Source organism: Streptomyces camelliae (assembly GCF_027625935.1).
GTDB lineage: Bacteria > Actinomycetota > Actinomycetes > Streptomycetales > Streptomycetaceae > Streptomyces > Streptomyces camelliae.
This window is the reverse complement of record NZ_CP115300.1, coordinates 1,195,030-1,208,591: the sequence shown is the minus strand read 5'-3', so window position 1 is coordinate 1,208,591 and position 13,562 is coordinate 1,195,030. Positions and strand designations below refer to the sequence as shown.

The 13,562-nt window shown below is 73.7% G+C and carries 13 protein-coding genes; 8 read left to right on the top strand and 5 right to left on the bottom strand.

The window, feature by feature from the left end; translation table 11 throughout:
• Position 1: 1 nt before the first annotated feature.
• The 6 genes from O1G22_RS05690 to O1G22_RS05665 all read left to right on the top strand — a co-directional run bounded on the left by O1G22_RS05690 (position 2) and on the right by O1G22_RS05665 (position 6,156).
• Entirely contained in the window at positions 2 to 1,303 is a 1,302-nt protein-coding gene (locus tag O1G22_RS05690; RefSeq protein WP_270080283.1) for an alpha/beta fold hydrolase, read from the top strand.
• Positions 1,304 to 1,427: 124 nt separating this feature from the next.
• Positions 1,428 to 2,171: a PIG-L deacetylase family protein gene (locus O1G22_RS05685; RefSeq protein ID WP_270080282.1), complete on the top strand. Its 744-nt coding sequence runs from the start codon at positions 1,428 to 1,430 to the stop codon at positions 2,169 to 2,171.
• 66 nt (positions 2,172 to 2,237) lie between these two features.
• On the top strand, positions 2,238 to 3,038 hold the full coding sequence (locus O1G22_RS05680; RefSeq protein WP_270086343.1) for a MerR family transcriptional regulator: 801 nt from the start codon (positions 2,238 to 2,240) through the stop codon (positions 3,036 to 3,038).
• Positions 3,035 to 4,267, top strand: a complete 1,233-nt coding sequence (locus O1G22_RS05675; protein WP_270080281.1) for a glycosyltransferase — start codon at positions 3,035 to 3,037, stop codon at positions 4,265 to 4,267. The genes O1G22_RS05680 and O1G22_RS05675 overlap by 4 nt, the downstream gene beginning before the upstream one ends.
• A 49-nt stretch (positions 4,268 to 4,316) precedes the next feature.
• On the top strand, positions 4,317 to 5,312 hold the full coding sequence (locus O1G22_RS05670) for an alpha/beta fold hydrolase (RefSeq protein ID WP_270080280.1): 996 nt from the start codon (positions 4,317 to 4,319) through the stop codon (positions 5,310 to 5,312).
• A 10-nt stretch (positions 5,313 to 5,322) separates the two neighbouring features.
• Entirely contained in the window at positions 5,323 to 6,156 is an 834-nt protein-coding gene (locus O1G22_RS05665) for a pentapeptide repeat-containing protein (protein ID WP_270080279.1), read from the top strand.
• Here O1G22_RS05665 and O1G22_RS05660 read toward each other — a convergent pair.
• Positions 6,118 to 7,683 carry a cytochrome P450 gene (locus O1G22_RS05660; protein ID WP_270080278.1) on the bottom strand — a complete coding sequence of 522 codons (1,566 nt, stop codon included), beginning with the start codon at positions 7,681 to 7,683 and terminating at the stop codon, positions 6,118 to 6,120. The genes O1G22_RS05665 and O1G22_RS05660 overlap by 39 nt on opposite strands.
• Before the next feature lie 122 nt (positions 7,684 to 7,805).
• Here O1G22_RS05660 and O1G22_RS05655 point away from each other — a divergent pair, with 122 nt between their 5' ends.
• Positions 7,806 to 8,411 carry a TetR/AcrR family transcriptional regulator gene (locus O1G22_RS05655; RefSeq protein ID WP_270080277.1) on the top strand — a complete coding sequence of 202 codons (606 nt, stop codon included), beginning with the start codon at positions 7,806 to 7,808 and terminating at the stop codon, positions 8,409 to 8,411.
• Between the two features lie 91 nt (positions 8,412 to 8,502).
• Complete coding sequence (locus O1G22_RS05650; RefSeq protein ID WP_270086342.1) at positions 8,503 to 9,228, top strand: DUF2470 domain-containing protein; 726 nt, start codon at positions 8,503 to 8,505, stop codon at positions 9,226 to 9,228.
• Here O1G22_RS05650 and O1G22_RS05645 read toward each other — a convergent pair.
• The 4 genes from O1G22_RS05645 to O1G22_RS05630 form a co-directional block, all read right to left on the bottom strand.
• The gene (locus O1G22_RS05645) at positions 9,196 to 10,368 is read right to left on the bottom strand and encodes a lactonase family protein (protein ID WP_270080276.1); all 1,173 of its coding nucleotides are present in this window, start codon (positions 10,366 to 10,368) and stop codon (positions 9,196 to 9,198) included. The genes O1G22_RS05650 and O1G22_RS05645 overlap by 33 nt on opposite strands.
• Before the next feature lie 109 nt (positions 10,369 to 10,477).
• Positions 10,478 to 11,518 (bottom strand): hypothetical protein, encoded by a 1,041-nt coding sequence (locus O1G22_RS05640; protein ID WP_270080275.1) that lies wholly within the window; start codon positions 11,516 to 11,518, stop codon positions 10,478 to 10,480.
• 35 nt (positions 11,519 to 11,553) lie between these two features.
• Positions 11,554 to 12,807 (bottom strand): FUSC family protein, encoded by a 1,254-nt coding sequence (locus O1G22_RS05635; RefSeq protein ID WP_270080274.1) that lies wholly within the window; start codon positions 12,805 to 12,807, stop codon positions 11,554 to 11,556.
• Positions 12,808 to 12,885: 78 nt separating this feature from the next.
• Positions 12,886 to 13,464, bottom strand: coding sequence for a CGNR zinc finger domain-containing protein (locus tag O1G22_RS05630; RefSeq protein ID WP_270080273.1), 579 nt, complete (start codon positions 13,462 to 13,464; stop codon positions 12,886 to 12,888).
• Positions 13,465 to 13,562: the final 98 nt, after the last annotated feature.

Here is a 13,562-nt window from a genome sequence, read left to right as displayed (position 1 = left end):
GTTGAGCCTCAGCTACCGCCAGCCTGGTGTCGTCCTCACCGACCGCCGCTTCACCGTGCCCCTCGACCATGCCGACCCGGGCGGCGAGACCATCGAGCTGTACGCACGTGAGGCGGTCGCGAGCGACAAGGCCGGGCAGGACCTGCCCTGGCTCCTCTATCTCCAGGGCGGTCCCGGCTTCGGGGCGAATCGTTTCGTCGGACGTCAGGCCTGGCTCGACCGGGCCCTGAAGGACTACCGCGTCCTCCTCCTCGACCAGCGCGGCACCGGCAGCTCCACGCCCGCCACCCGGCAGACCCTCCCGCTGCGCGGCGGCCCCGCCGAGCAGGCCGCCTACCTCACCCACTTCCGCGCCGACTCCATCGTCCGGGACTGCGAGGCCATCCGCCCCGAGGTCACCGGCGGCGCCCCCTGGACCGTGCTCGGCCAGAGCTTCGGCGGCTTCTGCACGGTGTCGTATCTCTCCCTCGCCCCCGAGGGTCTCGCCGCCGCCGTCATCACCGGTGGCCTGCCCTCCCTGCACGCCCACGCCGACGACGTCTACCGCGCCGCCTACCCGCGCGTCGAGCGCAAGGTCACCGCGCACTACGCCCGCTACCCGCAGGACGTCGAGCGGGCCCGCCGGATCGCCGACCACCTCCTCACCCACGACGTGGTCCTCCCGAACGGCTACCGGTTCACGGCCGAGGCCTTCCAGTCCCTGGGCCTGATGCTCGGCACCAGCGACGGCAGCCACCGCCTGCACCACCTTCTGGAGGACGCCTTCGTGCGCACCCCGGCCGGCCTGGAGCTGTCCGACGCCTTCCAGGAGCAGGCCCAGTCCCTGCTGTCGTACGCGGGCCACCCCCTCTACGCCCTCGTCCACGAGTCGATCTACGCCCAGGGCGGCCGCCCCACCGCCTGGGCCGCCGAGCGGATCCGCGCCGAGTTCCCCCAGTTCGACGCGGCGAAGGCCCTCGCGGGCGACGCCCCGGTGTTCTTCACCGGCGAGACCGTCCACCCCTGGATGTTCGAGGCCGACCCCGCCCTGCGCCCCCTGCGTGACACGGCCGGCCTCCTCGCCGCCCGCACCGACTGGCACCCGCTGTACGACCCGGCCCGCCTCGCCGCCAACGAGGTACCGGTGGCGGCCGCGATCTACCACGACGACATGTACGTCGACACGGCGCACTCCCTGGAGACGGCGCGCGCGATCCGGGGTCTGCGGACGTGGGTCACCGATGAGTTCGAGCACGACGGGCTGCGGACGGGGGCGCCGAGGGTGCTGGATCGGTTGCTGGCCCTGACGAGAGACGAGGTGTGAGGCAGCCCCCGAAGGGGCGCGGGGCCGTGTCCGACGTGCGGCTACCGCCGCGCGGGCGCGAGAAACCACGAGGAACCCGCAGCCGCCGGACGGCAGACGAGGGCAGACGATTAGGGTGCAGCCCATGACCGAGCCGAAGATCACCCAACTTCAGCCCATGCCGACGGACTGGCACCGCGCCCTCTGCGTCGTGGCCCACCCCGACGACCTGGAGTACGGCTGCTCCGCCGCCATCGCGGGCTGGACCGACGGCGGCCGCGACGTCATCTATGTGCTGGCGACCCGCGGCGAGGCCGGTATCGACACCCTCGACCCCGCCGTCTGCGGCGCGCTGCGTGAGCGCGAGCAGCGGGCCGGCGCGGCGGCGGTCGGCGTCAGCACCGTGGAGTTCCTCGACCACCGCGACGGCGTCATAGAGTACGGCCCCGCGCTGCGCCGCGACATCGCCGCCGCGATCCGCCGCCACCGCCCCGAGCTCGTCATCACCCTCAACCACCGCGACACCTGGGGCGAGGTCGCCTGGAACACCCCGGATCACGTCGCCGTCGGCCGTGCCACCCTGGACGCGGCGGCGGACGCCGGAAACCGGTGGATCTTCCCGGAACTCACCGAGCAGGGCCTGGAGCCCTGGAACGGCGTGCGCTGGGTGGCGATCGCGGGCTCCGGCCGGCCCACGCACGCGGTCGACGCCGGCCCCGGCCTGGAGCGTGCGGTGCGCTCTCTGCTCGAACACCGCACCTACATCGAGGCGTTGACCCAGCAGGACCCGGAGACGTACGTCCGTGACTTCCTGACCACGCAGACCACCGCCAACGCCGCACGCTTCGGCGGCACACCCGCGGTGGCCTTCGAGGTCTTCAGCCGGTAGCCCGCTCGGAGTTGACCCTCCCCTTACGTCAGGCTCGATGCTGTGAGCGGACGAAAGGGCAGGCACATGGGGTACTCGGTGGGGCAGGTCGCCGCGTTCGCGGGGGTGACCGTGCGGACGCTGCACCACTACGACAAGGCGGGACTGCTCTCGCCGAGCGACCGCAGCCCCGCCGGTTACCGCTCCTACGGCGACGCCGACCTGGCCCGGCTCCAGCAGATCCTCTTCTACCGGGAACTGGGCTTCCCGCTCGACGAGATCGCCGTCATCCTGCGCGACCCGCAGGCGAACGCCCTGCACCATCTGCGGTCCCGGCAGCGGCGGTTGCGGGAGGAGATCGACCGGCTGGAGCGCCTGGCCGAGGTGGCCGAGCAGGCCATCGAGGTGCAGCGGACCGGCGTGACGCTCACGCCCGAGGAACGCTTCGAGGTCTTCGGCGAGATCTCCTTCGACCTCAGCTACGCCACCGAGGCGCAGCTGAAGTGGCGGGACTCGGCCGCCTACCGCGAGGCGATGGCACGGGCAGACGCCCACACCAAGGAGGACTGGCGGCGGATCATGAGCGAGGCCGCCGCCTGGCGGGACCGGCTGCTCGCCGTCTTCGACGCCGGTGAGCCGGCCGACGGGGAGCGGGCGACGGACCTCGCCGAGGAGCACCGCCGCCACCTCAGCCGCTGGTTCGCCCCCTGCCCGCCGGACATGCACCGGCGTATCGCCGACGACGTCGGCGCCGACCCGCGTGCCTTCGCCCTCCTCGTCCCGCCGTCACAGCAACGCCCCGGCCTCGCCGCCTATGTGAGCAAGGCGATCCACGCCAACGCCGCCCGCCGTGACGGCTCCCGCACCGACGACGAGGAGCACCCATGAGAATCCTGATCGCCGCGGCCGGATCACGCGGCGACGTCGCCCCCTACACCGGCCTGGGCGCCCGGCTGGCCGCCGCCGGACACGAGGTCACCCTGGCCGCCGGCGACACCTTCGCCGCCCTCGCCGACCGCGCCGGGCTGGACTTCCGGCGGCTGCCCGCCGACCCGCGCGCCCACGGGAGCGCCGCCGGCGGACGCGAACTGATGCGTACGGCGGCCTCGTTCGTCACGGAACTCGGCCGCGGCTTCGCCGACGCGGTCGCCGAGGGGACGGATCTGCTGGTGCTGTCGGCCACGACGGCCCCGCTCGGTTGGCAGCTCTCCGAGGCCACCGGCATCCCGAGCCTGGGCGCGTACCTCCAGCCGAACACGCCGACCGGTGACTTCCCGCCCGCGGTCATGGCCGCCCGCCCGCTGGGCCGCACCGGAAACCGGCTGGCCGGCCGGTTCGCCCTGCGCATGGTCGACCGGATCTACACACAGGCCGTCACCGAGCTGCGCCGCGACCTCGGACTGCCGCCCCGGTCCACGGGCGCGCTGCGCCGGCGCCTGGAGCGGGCGGACTGGCCCGTGCTGCACGGCTTCAGCACGGCCCTCGTGCCCCGCCCCGCCGACTGGCGGCCCGGTCTTGAGGTCGCCGGCACCTTCTGGCCGTACGTCGGCGCCGACGAGCACCTGCCCGCCGCTGTCGAGGACTTCCTGCGGGCCGGACCCCGGCCGGTGCTCGTCGGCTTCGGCAGCATGGCGAGCGGCCAGGGCGAACGGCTCACCGGGATCGCCGTACGCGCCCTGCGGCGGGCCGGGCTGCGCGGCATCCTGCAGTCCGGAGCCGCCGGGCTCGCCGCCGACGGGGACGACGTCCTGACCGTCGGCGACCTGCCGCACGCCCTGCTCCTCCCGCGCCTGGCCGCCGTCGTCCACCACGCCGGAGCGGGCACCACGGCCGCCGCGCTGCGGGCCGGGGTCCCGGCCGTCGCGGTGCCGGTCACGGCGGACCAGCCGTTCTGGGCCGCCCGGCTCGCCGCGCTCGGCGCCGCACCCGCCCCGATCCCCCTGCGTGACCTCACCGCCGACCGGCTCGCCGGCGCGCTCGGCCTGGTCACCCGGCAGCAGTCGTACACCCGGGCCGCCGCGCGGGCCGCCCGGCACATGGCCGGCGAGGACGGCGCGGGCCGCGTGCTGGCGGCGGTCGAACGAATGGCCCGGGGGAAGGCCGAGGAGGCGGTGTGAGCGGTCACGCCGCGTGGCGGACGGGCCGAGGTGCGGTGACAGTGGAGGCGTGAGTGCGAAAATTCTCCTCCCGAGGCTGACGAAGCTGCCGTGGCTGCCGTGGCTGTTGTGCGCCGGGCTCGCGCTGGCGGGCTGCGCCGGGGCGACCGCCGCCCCGACCGGCACCCCCTCGCCGTCCTCGGGCACGGAGTTCTCCGGCCGGGTCGACATCGGCGGCGGCCGTGGGCTCTACCTGCACTGCAAGGGCAGTGGCACCCCCACAGTGATCCTGGAGTCCGGGCTGCACGAGTCGTCGGACACCTGGAGCGTCACCGACACCAAGCCGCCCGTGCCGCCGCGGCCCTCCGTGTTCGACGGCGTCGCGTCCTTCACCCGGGTCTGCGCCTACGACCGGCCCGGCACCCTGCGCAACACGCGCAAGCCCACGCTGACGACCCGGAGCACCGACGTCACCGGCACCCGGTCCCTGGCCGGCATGTCCGGCGACCTGGACAAGCTGCTGAAGGCGGCGAAGGTCCCGGGGCCGTATGTGCTGGCCGGTCACTCCTTCGGCGGCATGGTGATCCGCCTGTACGCGCAACAGCATCCGGGCCAGGTGGCCGGACTGGTGTTCGTGGACGCCTTCGGGGCGGACCTGAAGAAGCTGATGGGCGGCGACTGGCAGGCCTATCTGAAGGTGCTGGCCCGTCCGGGCACGCCGTTCGACCATGATCCGAAGTTCGAGCAGGTGGACGTCGACGGGGCGGTCACGGCGGTGAACGGGGCGAAACCGCTGCCCCACGTGCCCGCGGCGGTGCTCAGCAAGTCCGAGCCGTTCGCGGCCCCCTCGGGCACACCGAAGAACGTCATGGACACAGTGGAGTCGGTCTGGCCCAAGGCCCAGGACACCCTGGTCGGTCTGGAACCGCAGACTCCGCACCTCATCGCCACCGGCAGCGGTCACTACATCATGATCCACGACCCGGATCTGACCACGAGCGCCATCGCACTGGTCCGCGACCGCGCGCTGCACGGCGGGGGAAAGAGCGCTCCCGCAGGTCAGTAGGCTTGCTGCCATGCCGGAACTGATAGCCGACCTCGCCGATCTGCGCGGTGACTGCGCCCAGTGCTTCGGGCTGTGCTGTGTCGCCCTGCCCTTCGCCAAGTCCGCCGACTTCGCCCTGAACAAGCCCGCGGGCACGCCGTGCCCGAACCTCCAGGGCGACCACCGCTGCGGCATCCACGCCGAGCTGCGGACGAAGGGATTCACCGGCTGCACGGTCTACGACTGTTTCGGCGCCGGCCAGAAGGTCTCGCAGGTCACCTTCGCCGGGCAGGACTGGCGTACCGGCTCCGCGGAACACACCCGCCGGATGTTCGACACCTTCCCGGTCGTACGGCAGCTGCACGAGCTGCTCTGGTACCTGACCGAGGCGCTCGGCCTGCCCGCCGCCCGGCCCGTCCACGCCGACCTGCGCAAGGCCCTGGAGGAGACCGAACGGCTGACCCGGCAGACCCCCGAGGAGCTGGCCGCGCTGGACGTGGCCGCGCACCGGCAGCGGGTCAATGTGCTCCTGCTGCGCACCAGCGAACTGGCCCGCGCGGGCGGCAAGAAGGGCAAGAGGAAGGACCGGCGGGGCGCGGACCTCATCGGGGCCCGGCTCCGCGGCGCCGACCTGCGCGGGGCGAGTCTGCGGGGCGCGTATCTCATCGCCGCGGACCTCACCGGTGCGGATCTGCGCGATACGGACATGATCGGCGCGGATCTGCGGGACGCGGACTTGACCGACGCGGACCTCACCGGTGCGTTCTTTCTCACCCAGCCGCAGGTGAATGCTGCGCGGGGCAGTGCCGGTACTCGGTTGCCGGGGTCAGTCACCTGTCCGGTGCACTGGGCAACCAGCGGGTGAGGCATCCGGCTGCGGCGCCGTTGTGGTGTCGCGCGCCCGCGTGGCGGCAGCCGCAGATTCAGCACAGCCGCGCGCCCCTTCGGGGCGCTGATCCAGACCCAGCCTCAATCCCTCCGGCATCACCGTCAGCCGCTCAGTGACCCTCAATCGGTAAGCGGGGTCGGCCCTCAGGTCGTAGCGGCGGAGCAGCAGGCCGAGGACCAGGGTCGCCTCGTGCAGGGCGAACTGGCGGCCGATGCAGGCGCGGGCGCCGGTGCCGAAGGGCTTGAACGTGTGCGGGGGGCGGGCTCGTACGGCGCCCGCGTCGAAGCGGTCCGGGTCGAAGCGCTCGGGGTCCTCGCCCCACACCTCCGGGTCGCGGTGCAGCATCGGGGTCAGGACGAGGGCCCAGGCGCCCCGGCGCATCGGGTGTTCGCCGGCGAGCACGGTGTCCTGCGTGGCCTCGCGGGCGAAGGCGGGCGCGGTCGGCCACAGGCGCAGCGATTCGTCCAGGACCCGGCGGACGTAACGCAGCTTGGCGACCTGGTCGTAGGCGGGGTGTGCGGTGTCGCCCCAGACGCGGTCGACCTCGGCACGGGCACGGGCGGCGATCTCCGGGTGCCGGGCGAGGTAGTACAGGGCGAAGGAGAGCGCGCCCGAGGTGGTCTCGTGACCCGCCACCAGGAACGTGATCACCTGCTTGCGGACGTTCTCCGCCGACAGCCGCTCGCCGGTCTCCGGGTGGGCCGTTTCCAGCATGCGGTCCAGCAGGTCGCCGTCACCCCGCCCGGACCGGCGCCGGGCCGCGACCAGATCGTCGACCGTGCGGTTGAGGTGGGCCATGTCGGCCGCGTTGTGCCGGGCGGCGGCGCGCAGCAGCAGCGGGGCGACCGGCGCGGGCACGCTGTTCAGGCGCTGGGCATAGGTGAGGGTGCCGACCATCGCGGTGACGAAGGGGTGCGGCCGGTCCCGCTCGAAGGAGCCGAAGTCGTGCCCGAACCCGGTGCGCGCGATCGTCTCCAGGGTCAGCTTGGTCATGTCCCCGGGCACGTCCACCGTGCGCCCGGCGGCCGCCTCCCGGTCCCAGTGCGCGGTCAGCCGGTCGGCGACCGCCAGCATCATCCCGTGGTAGCCCGCCATGGCCTCCCGGCTGAAGCCGGGTGCGAGGACGTCGTGGGCCAGCTGCCAGTTGGGCTCGTGGTTGTAGGCGGTGAACAGCCCGTCCCCGGCTACGGGCCGCAGATTGGCCACGCCAAGCCCGACGTGCTTGGCGAACCGGGACTCGTCGGCGATGTCGGCGGCGAGCCGGGCTCCCCACACGAACACGAACTCCTTGCCGAAGGCCCGCCGCCGGAAGATCGGGCCCAGCTCGCGCGCGAAGCGCATGGAGTCCTGCACGGGCGTGCGCCGGTTCACGCCGAGGACGTCGCCGAGCAGCGGCACCCGGCGCGGCGGATGCGGGATGCGGTCCAGCTCCGGCCAGCCCAGCTCGGCACCCCGGAAACCCCTTGGCAGACCGGCTTCCCCGGTGTCCGTCGTATCCGCCATGACGCCGATCTCCCTTGATCCAGCGAACCGCCGAGTCGTTGCCGCGCACGTGTTGTACGTGAGTTCAATAACCGGTTCCAGTCTGATCCGGTTGTTGAACCGACGTCAAGTAAAGTGACGGCATGTCCGCCAACCAGGGGGAGCGAGCCCGGCGCCGGCTCAGCACCGGGGAACGCCGTGAGCAGCTGCTGTCGGTCGGCGCGAAGCTGTTCTCGGAGAGCCCCTACGACGAGGTGTGGATCGAGCAGGTCGCCGAGATCGCCGGGGTCTCCCGCGGGCTGCTGTACCACTACTTCCCGACCAAACGGGACTTCTTCGCGGCGGTCGTGGAGCGCGAGAGCGAGCGGATGCTGCGCATGACGGCGGCCGTGCCGGGCGTCCCGGTGCGCGAGCAGCTCGCCGCCGGCCTCGACGTCTATCTCGGCTATGTCCAGGCCCACGCCCACGGCTTCCGCGCCTTCCACCGCGCCGACGCGGCCGGTGACCAGGCCGTGCGCCGGGTCTACCGGCGGGCCCTGGCCGCACAGGAGGAGCAGATCCTGGCCGCGTTGGCCGCCGACCCCGAGTTCGGGCCCGTCTTCGAGAGCGCTCCCCAGGCGCGGCTGGCGGTGCGCGGCTGGCTCGCCTTCACCACGGCCGTGTGCCTGGAGTGGCTGCGCGAGGGGGAGCTGAGCCAGGAGCAGGTGCGCGATCTGTGCGCACGGGCGCTGCTGGGGGTCATCGCCTGAGCCGTACCCGGCGGGGTGTGGTTGGCGCACACCCTGATCTCCGATAGGTTAGGCAAGGCTTACCTAAGGAGGTCTCGGGATGGGTGACGGGATGGGCGACACGCAGGACTGGACGGCCGCACCCGGCGCGGCGGAGCGGGCGCGGTCGGTGCTGGCCGCCGCCTGGTCGTGCGCGGTGACCGCGGACGGCGCCCGCGAGGAGTACGTCGGCGCGCACACCGTGACCGACGAGGGCGCGGTGCGGCTCGCGGTGCCCGACGACAGCGCCCTGCTCACCGCCGCCGTCTGCGCCCCGCGCCAGGAGCCGTCCGCCGTGCTGGAGTTCGCCGACGTGGCCCCCGTCCCGGTGCGGGGCCGGATCCGGGCCCGGCTCCACCTCGCCGGCTGGTTCGCCGCGGACGCAGGCGAGCTGCTGCTGAGGCCCACCCGGGTGGTGCTGCGGCAGTCCTCCGGGGCCGTGGTCGTCGGCCTCGACGAGTTCGCCGCCGCCCGGCCCGACCCCCTCGTCGCCGCCGAGGCCCGGCTGCTGACCCACCTCGCCGACGCCCACCCGGACGCCGTCGAACGGCTCACCCGCCTGGTGCGCCCCGAGAGCCTGCACGCCGCGACCCGGGTGCTGCCCCTCGCCGTCGACCGGCACGGGCTGACCCTGCGCATCGAGCGCCCCCGCGCCCACGGCGACGTACGCCTGCCCTTCCACGCGCCCGCCGACGATGTCGCCCAGCTCACCGAGCGCATGCACGCCCTGCTCGCCCGGGCGAGCGCCGCCGGCTGCCCTCGCGCGCTACAGCGGCAGCGCGCAGACGGCGACCGGTGAGGCGAACGGCTCGCCGGCCGGACCGAGTTCGCCGGTCGAGGAGTCGACGTGGAAGACGGTGACCGTGCCCGAGCGCTGGTTCGCCGCGAACAGCAGGGCGCCGTCCGGCGAGAGGGCGATCTGCCGCGGGAAGTCGCCGCCGACCGGCACCGTGCCGAGCAGCCGCAGCCGGGCCCCGCCGGCCTCGACCGCGTACCGCGCGAGAGAGTCGTGGCCCCGGTTGGCCAGGAACGCGTACCGGCCGTTCGCCGTCACCACGAACTGCGCCGGGTAATTGGCGGTGCCGCCGTCCGACCCCGTGGACTGCGGCGCGCCGATCGTCAGCCGCCCGGAGCCGGGATCGTAGGCGCAGACGGCGGCCGTGTCGTCCACCTCGTTGGCCAGATACGCGTACCGCCCGCCTGGATGGAAGGCCAGATGGCGCGGCCCCGCCCCGGGCCGGGTGTGCGCCTGGGCCACCTCCGTGAGCGTGCCCTGCGCCGGATCCAGACGATAGGTGTAGACGGTGTCGGTGCCGAGATCGACCGCGAGGACATGGCCGCCGTCCGGGCTCGTGACGAACTGATGGGCGTGCGGCCCCTGCTGACCCGGTCCTGGGGCCGGCGAGCTGTGCGTGACCAGGTCGGAGCGCTCGCCGAGGGCACCCGAGGCGTCGATCGGGTGCACGGCCACGCTGCCCGACCCGTAGTTCGCGCTCAGCAGCCAGCGCCCGGACGGATGCACCGACAGATGGCAGGGGCCCGCGCCGCCCGTACTCCGGGCGCCGAGGATCCGCCGGTCCGCGAGGCGTACGGCCGTCACCCCGCCGTCGTCCCGCTCGTCCACCGCGTACAGCGTGCGCCGGTCCGGATGTACGGCGAGATACGACGGGTCGGGGACCCCGGTGAGCGTGCCGGACCCGGAGATCCGGCCGGTCACCGGGTCGTACGCGGCCAGACCGAGGCCGGCGCCGCCGCCGTCGACGGAGGTGTAGGTGCCCACGTACAGCGGGCGGGTCCGGGTCGGCGGGTCGTCAGGGGCGGGTTCCCCAGGGGCCGGCGCCGGAGCGGGCACCGCCACCACGGCCGCCGTGCCCGCCACCGCCCCGACGAACCGGCGCCTGCTCCAGCGCCCGCTGCCCGCCGCTGCCTCCGCGTCCATCCCGCACCTCAGGTCGTCGCTCGCCCCGGTCGTGACAGCCACCTTGACCCGGCCGACCGCCAACGGCAAGCATCGCAACGGGAGTTGCGCACGGTGCCACGCCGATGTGTCACCATTCGCCGTCCTCGACCGGCTTGCCCGGGGCGTCCTTCAGCGGCTTCACCTGACCGGCGGACGGCGCCTGCCACGGGTCCAGGTCGTCGCCGAGCCAGTCGCCGACCGGCTTGACCTCCTGGAGGGTCTCGGCCGGGGCCAGATCCGCGGCACCGTCGTCGTAGTAGTCGTACCAGGGCAGGCCCGCCCTCGTGTACGCGGCTCGGTCCACCGGTGACGGCGGGGGCGCCTCGCCGGTGATGCGCCGCCAGTCGGGCGGCGTGACCAGATGCACGAACACGCGCCCGGCGGGCCGCTCGGACCAGTCGGTGAGCGGCCGGTCGTCCCGGTACACCTCCTGGCGCATCGAACCGCCCACCCCGAGACCCAGGGCGGCGGGCAGGGGCCCGGCCCCGCCGGGTGCGGGCGCCCCCGGCGCGGACATCATCATCGGCGCGCCGTACCCGCCCGACGGGCCGACCGCCAGGGCCCTGCGCCGGGCCTCCTGCTTCGCCTGCTCACGGCGCCGCCACTCGGCGAGCAGGTCGTCGCGCAGCTGGAACGACTGGAGCTGCACTCCGCCCCACACCTCCTCGCCGCTGACCTGCCCCTCCACCGTCGCGCCGAGCCCCAGCGGCACAGCGACGAACTGCCGGACGGTGCCCTTCCCGGAGTTGATGCCGTCCAGCCAGGGCTGGCGGGGCAGCACGACGTAATTCTGCGGATCCCGGCCGAGACGGTCGCTCCACGGCTTGCCGGAGACCGCGCACACCTTGCCGACGCCGACCTGGAGCGCGGCCGGCTCGGTCGTCCCGGAGAAGCTCAGCCACATCGCCTCGCGCAGATACATCGGCAGCATCACACCGCCGCGCGCCCGCCACTGCTCGGGCACCCGGTCGGCGTAGTCGGCGATCCGCCGGACGGGGAACTCGCCCAGCCCCGGCGGCAGCGGATGCGTGCCCGTTTCGGGCAGCCGCAGGGTGCGGATGAACCGCACCGCCGCCCCGCCCGGCAGGCGCAGCGTGTTCCCGTCGATCCGTACTCCGGAACCGGTCATCCGGTCGTCCCCCTCGCCGTGTTCTTCGTGCTCTTTCAGCGAGAACGCTCGCCGAACCCCGCACGGTTCCGCCACAGCTCCTCCTGGACGCCGAGGCGCTCGCGCAGCCGGGTCATGCGCGGCAGCTTGGCCCGATGCTCCCGGGAGACCCGGTCCAGCTCCTCCAGCAGGCGGCGGGTGCGGTGCTCGGTGTTCAGCTCGTCGATGATCCGGTTCGCCTCGGTCAGCACGGCGCCCAGCAGCTGCCAGTTCGCCCAGTCCCGGTGGACCTCCTCGCGCAGCAGCTCGGCCAGCCGGTCCCGGGTGCCGGCCGCCGTGTGCAGCTCGGCCGACAGGCGCGCCTCGGCCGACTCGGCGTTCTCGCTCAGATGCGTGGTGACCAGCACCGCGAAGCTGACGACGGCGTCGCCGATCTCGGACAGCAGCTGCCCCACGGTCGGCCCGATGCCGGACGGGAACAGTTCCTCCGACCCGCGGGCCTTCGCCAGATCCGTGAAGGACCGGGCCAGCACCCGCAGGACCACCGTGCAGATCTCCAGTGTGTCGAGTCCGGTGCGCAGCACCACCCGGTGCAGCAGCCCCTCCTTGACGCGGGGGTTGAGCCGCAGGCTGTCCTCGGCCTGGCGCAGCGAGGCGTCCACCTGGGCGATGTGCGCATCCAGCCGCCGCGCCTCGTGCAGCCGCTCGGCCGCCCGCTGCCAGGGGGTGCCGCCCGCGGCCTCCTCACCCATCCGCAGCATCAGCTGCCGCAGCCGGCGGGCCAGGTCCTCGATCGAGCGGCCCGCCTCGTCCACCCACACCGGGGGTGACAGCAGCAGATTGCAGGCCGTGCCGACGACCGCGCCGATCAGCGTCTCCACGATCCGCGCCCAGGCGGTGAAGCCGACGGTGGTGACCCCGAGCACCAGCATGGCGCTGATCGCCACCTCGGCCACGTACTCGTCGACCCGCACCAGGTGCCCGACGGCCAGCGAGGCCACGATCAGCAGCGCGAGGCTCCACCAGGTCAGCCCCACCAGCACGCTGAAGGCGATGGCGACCAGCACCCCGGCCACCACCGAGTTCACCCGCCGGATGCCGTTGGTGAGGGTGGCGTAGAAGGTCACCTGGACGACCAGCAGCGCCGTCAGCGGCGCGGTCAGCGGCGCCGGCTCCGGGCTCAGCCGCAGGGCGATGACATAGGCGATCGTCGCAGCCGTGGCCGACCGCAGCGTCTGGACGACCACCGGCTCCCGGCGACGCTCCAGCAGACGCAGCAGCCCCGCGGACCACTTCCGTACGACGTGCATCCCTTGGCCTCTTCCCGTTCCCCGGACCCGTCGAACGCGCCCGGTCGGGGTGACGCGAGGCCGCCGCTCGTCCGGGGCCTAGGGCCCGGTCGTCGCCCGGTTGCGTGAGCGGTAGCCGGCGATCTTCGCCAGGTTGCCGCAGCGCTCCATGGAGCACCAGCGGCGCCGGCGGGCCTGGGAGTCGTCGAGGAAGAGCAGGGAGCAGTCCGGGTTGCCGCACTCCTTGACCCGCTCCAGCAGCGGGCCGCCGATCAGCAGGACGGCATCGCGGGCCACGGTGGCCAGAGCGGCTCGGGCCGGCCGGCGGGCCGTCCAGCGCCGGCGGCCCAGCTGGGGCGCGAGGTCGGGCCGGGCCGCGACCTCGTTGACCAGTGCCACGTCGGCCGTCTCCGGCTCCCGCCCGGCCATGGCCGCCCGCAGCACGCGGTACACCGCCTCGCGCAGGGCCCGGGCCTCGGCGAGGTCCCGTACGGCGACCGGGGCCGGCTCGTCCGCGACCGCCAGGCCTGCCTCGGTGATCCAGCGGGCCAGGGCGGCGGGGTCGGGGATCCGCTCCACGGGGGTGGCGTGCCGCTTGCCGAGCGTGGCGACGAAGTCGAGGCAGGGGCGGCCGCCGACGAAGGGAAAGGCGAGTGCGGGATCCGCTGGCTGGGTCATGCGGGCAAGCCTAGCGCGTGACACCGTTTCACACGGTGTCTTGACACTGGTTGAACCAGTGTCGCAGAGTGACACCACTTCAACCGGTGTCAGCGCCG

Excerpts from the sequence above, each read along its gene's own strand:
- O1G22_RS05685 (WP_270080282.1), top strand. The coding sequence starts at position 1,428 with ATGACCGAGCCGAAGATCACCCAACTTCAGCCCATGCCGACGGACTGG.
- O1G22_RS05680 (WP_270086343.1), top strand. The coding sequence starts at position 2,238 with ATGGGGTACTCGGTGGGGCAGGTCGCCGCGTTCGCGGGGGTGACCGTG.
- O1G22_RS05675 (WP_270080281.1), top strand. The coding sequence starts at position 3,035 with ATGAGAATCCTGATCGCCGCGGCCGGATCACGCGGCGACGTCGCCCCC.
- O1G22_RS05665 (WP_270080279.1), top strand. The coding sequence starts at position 5,323 with ATGCCGGAACTGATAGCCGACCTCGCCGATCTGCGCGGTGACTGCGCC.
- O1G22_RS05660 (WP_270080278.1), bottom strand. The coding sequence starts at position 7,683 with ATGGCGGATACGACGGACACCGGGGAAGCCGGTCTGCCAAGGGGTTTC.
- O1G22_RS05655 (WP_270080277.1), top strand. The coding sequence starts at position 7,806 with ATGTCCGCCAACCAGGGGGAGCGAGCCCGGCGCCGGCTCAGCACCGGG.
- O1G22_RS05650 (WP_270086342.1), top strand. The coding sequence starts at position 8,503 with ATGGGCGACACGCAGGACTGGACGGCCGCACCCGGCGCGGCGGAGCGG.
- O1G22_RS05645 (WP_270080276.1), bottom strand. The coding sequence starts at position 10,368 with ATGGACGCGGAGGCAGCGGCGGGCAGCGGGCGCTGGAGCAGGCGCCGG.
- O1G22_RS05640 (WP_270080275.1), bottom strand. The coding sequence starts at position 11,518 with ATGACCGGTTCCGGAGTACGGATCGACGGGAACACGCTGCGCCTGCCG.
- O1G22_RS05635 (WP_270080274.1), bottom strand. The coding sequence starts at position 12,807 with ATGCACGTCGTACGGAAGTGGTCCGCGGGGCTGCTGCGTCTGCTGGAG.
- O1G22_RS05630 (WP_270080273.1), bottom strand. The coding sequence starts at position 13,464 with ATGACCCAGCCAGCGGATCCCGCACTCGCCTTTCCCTTCGTCGGCGGC.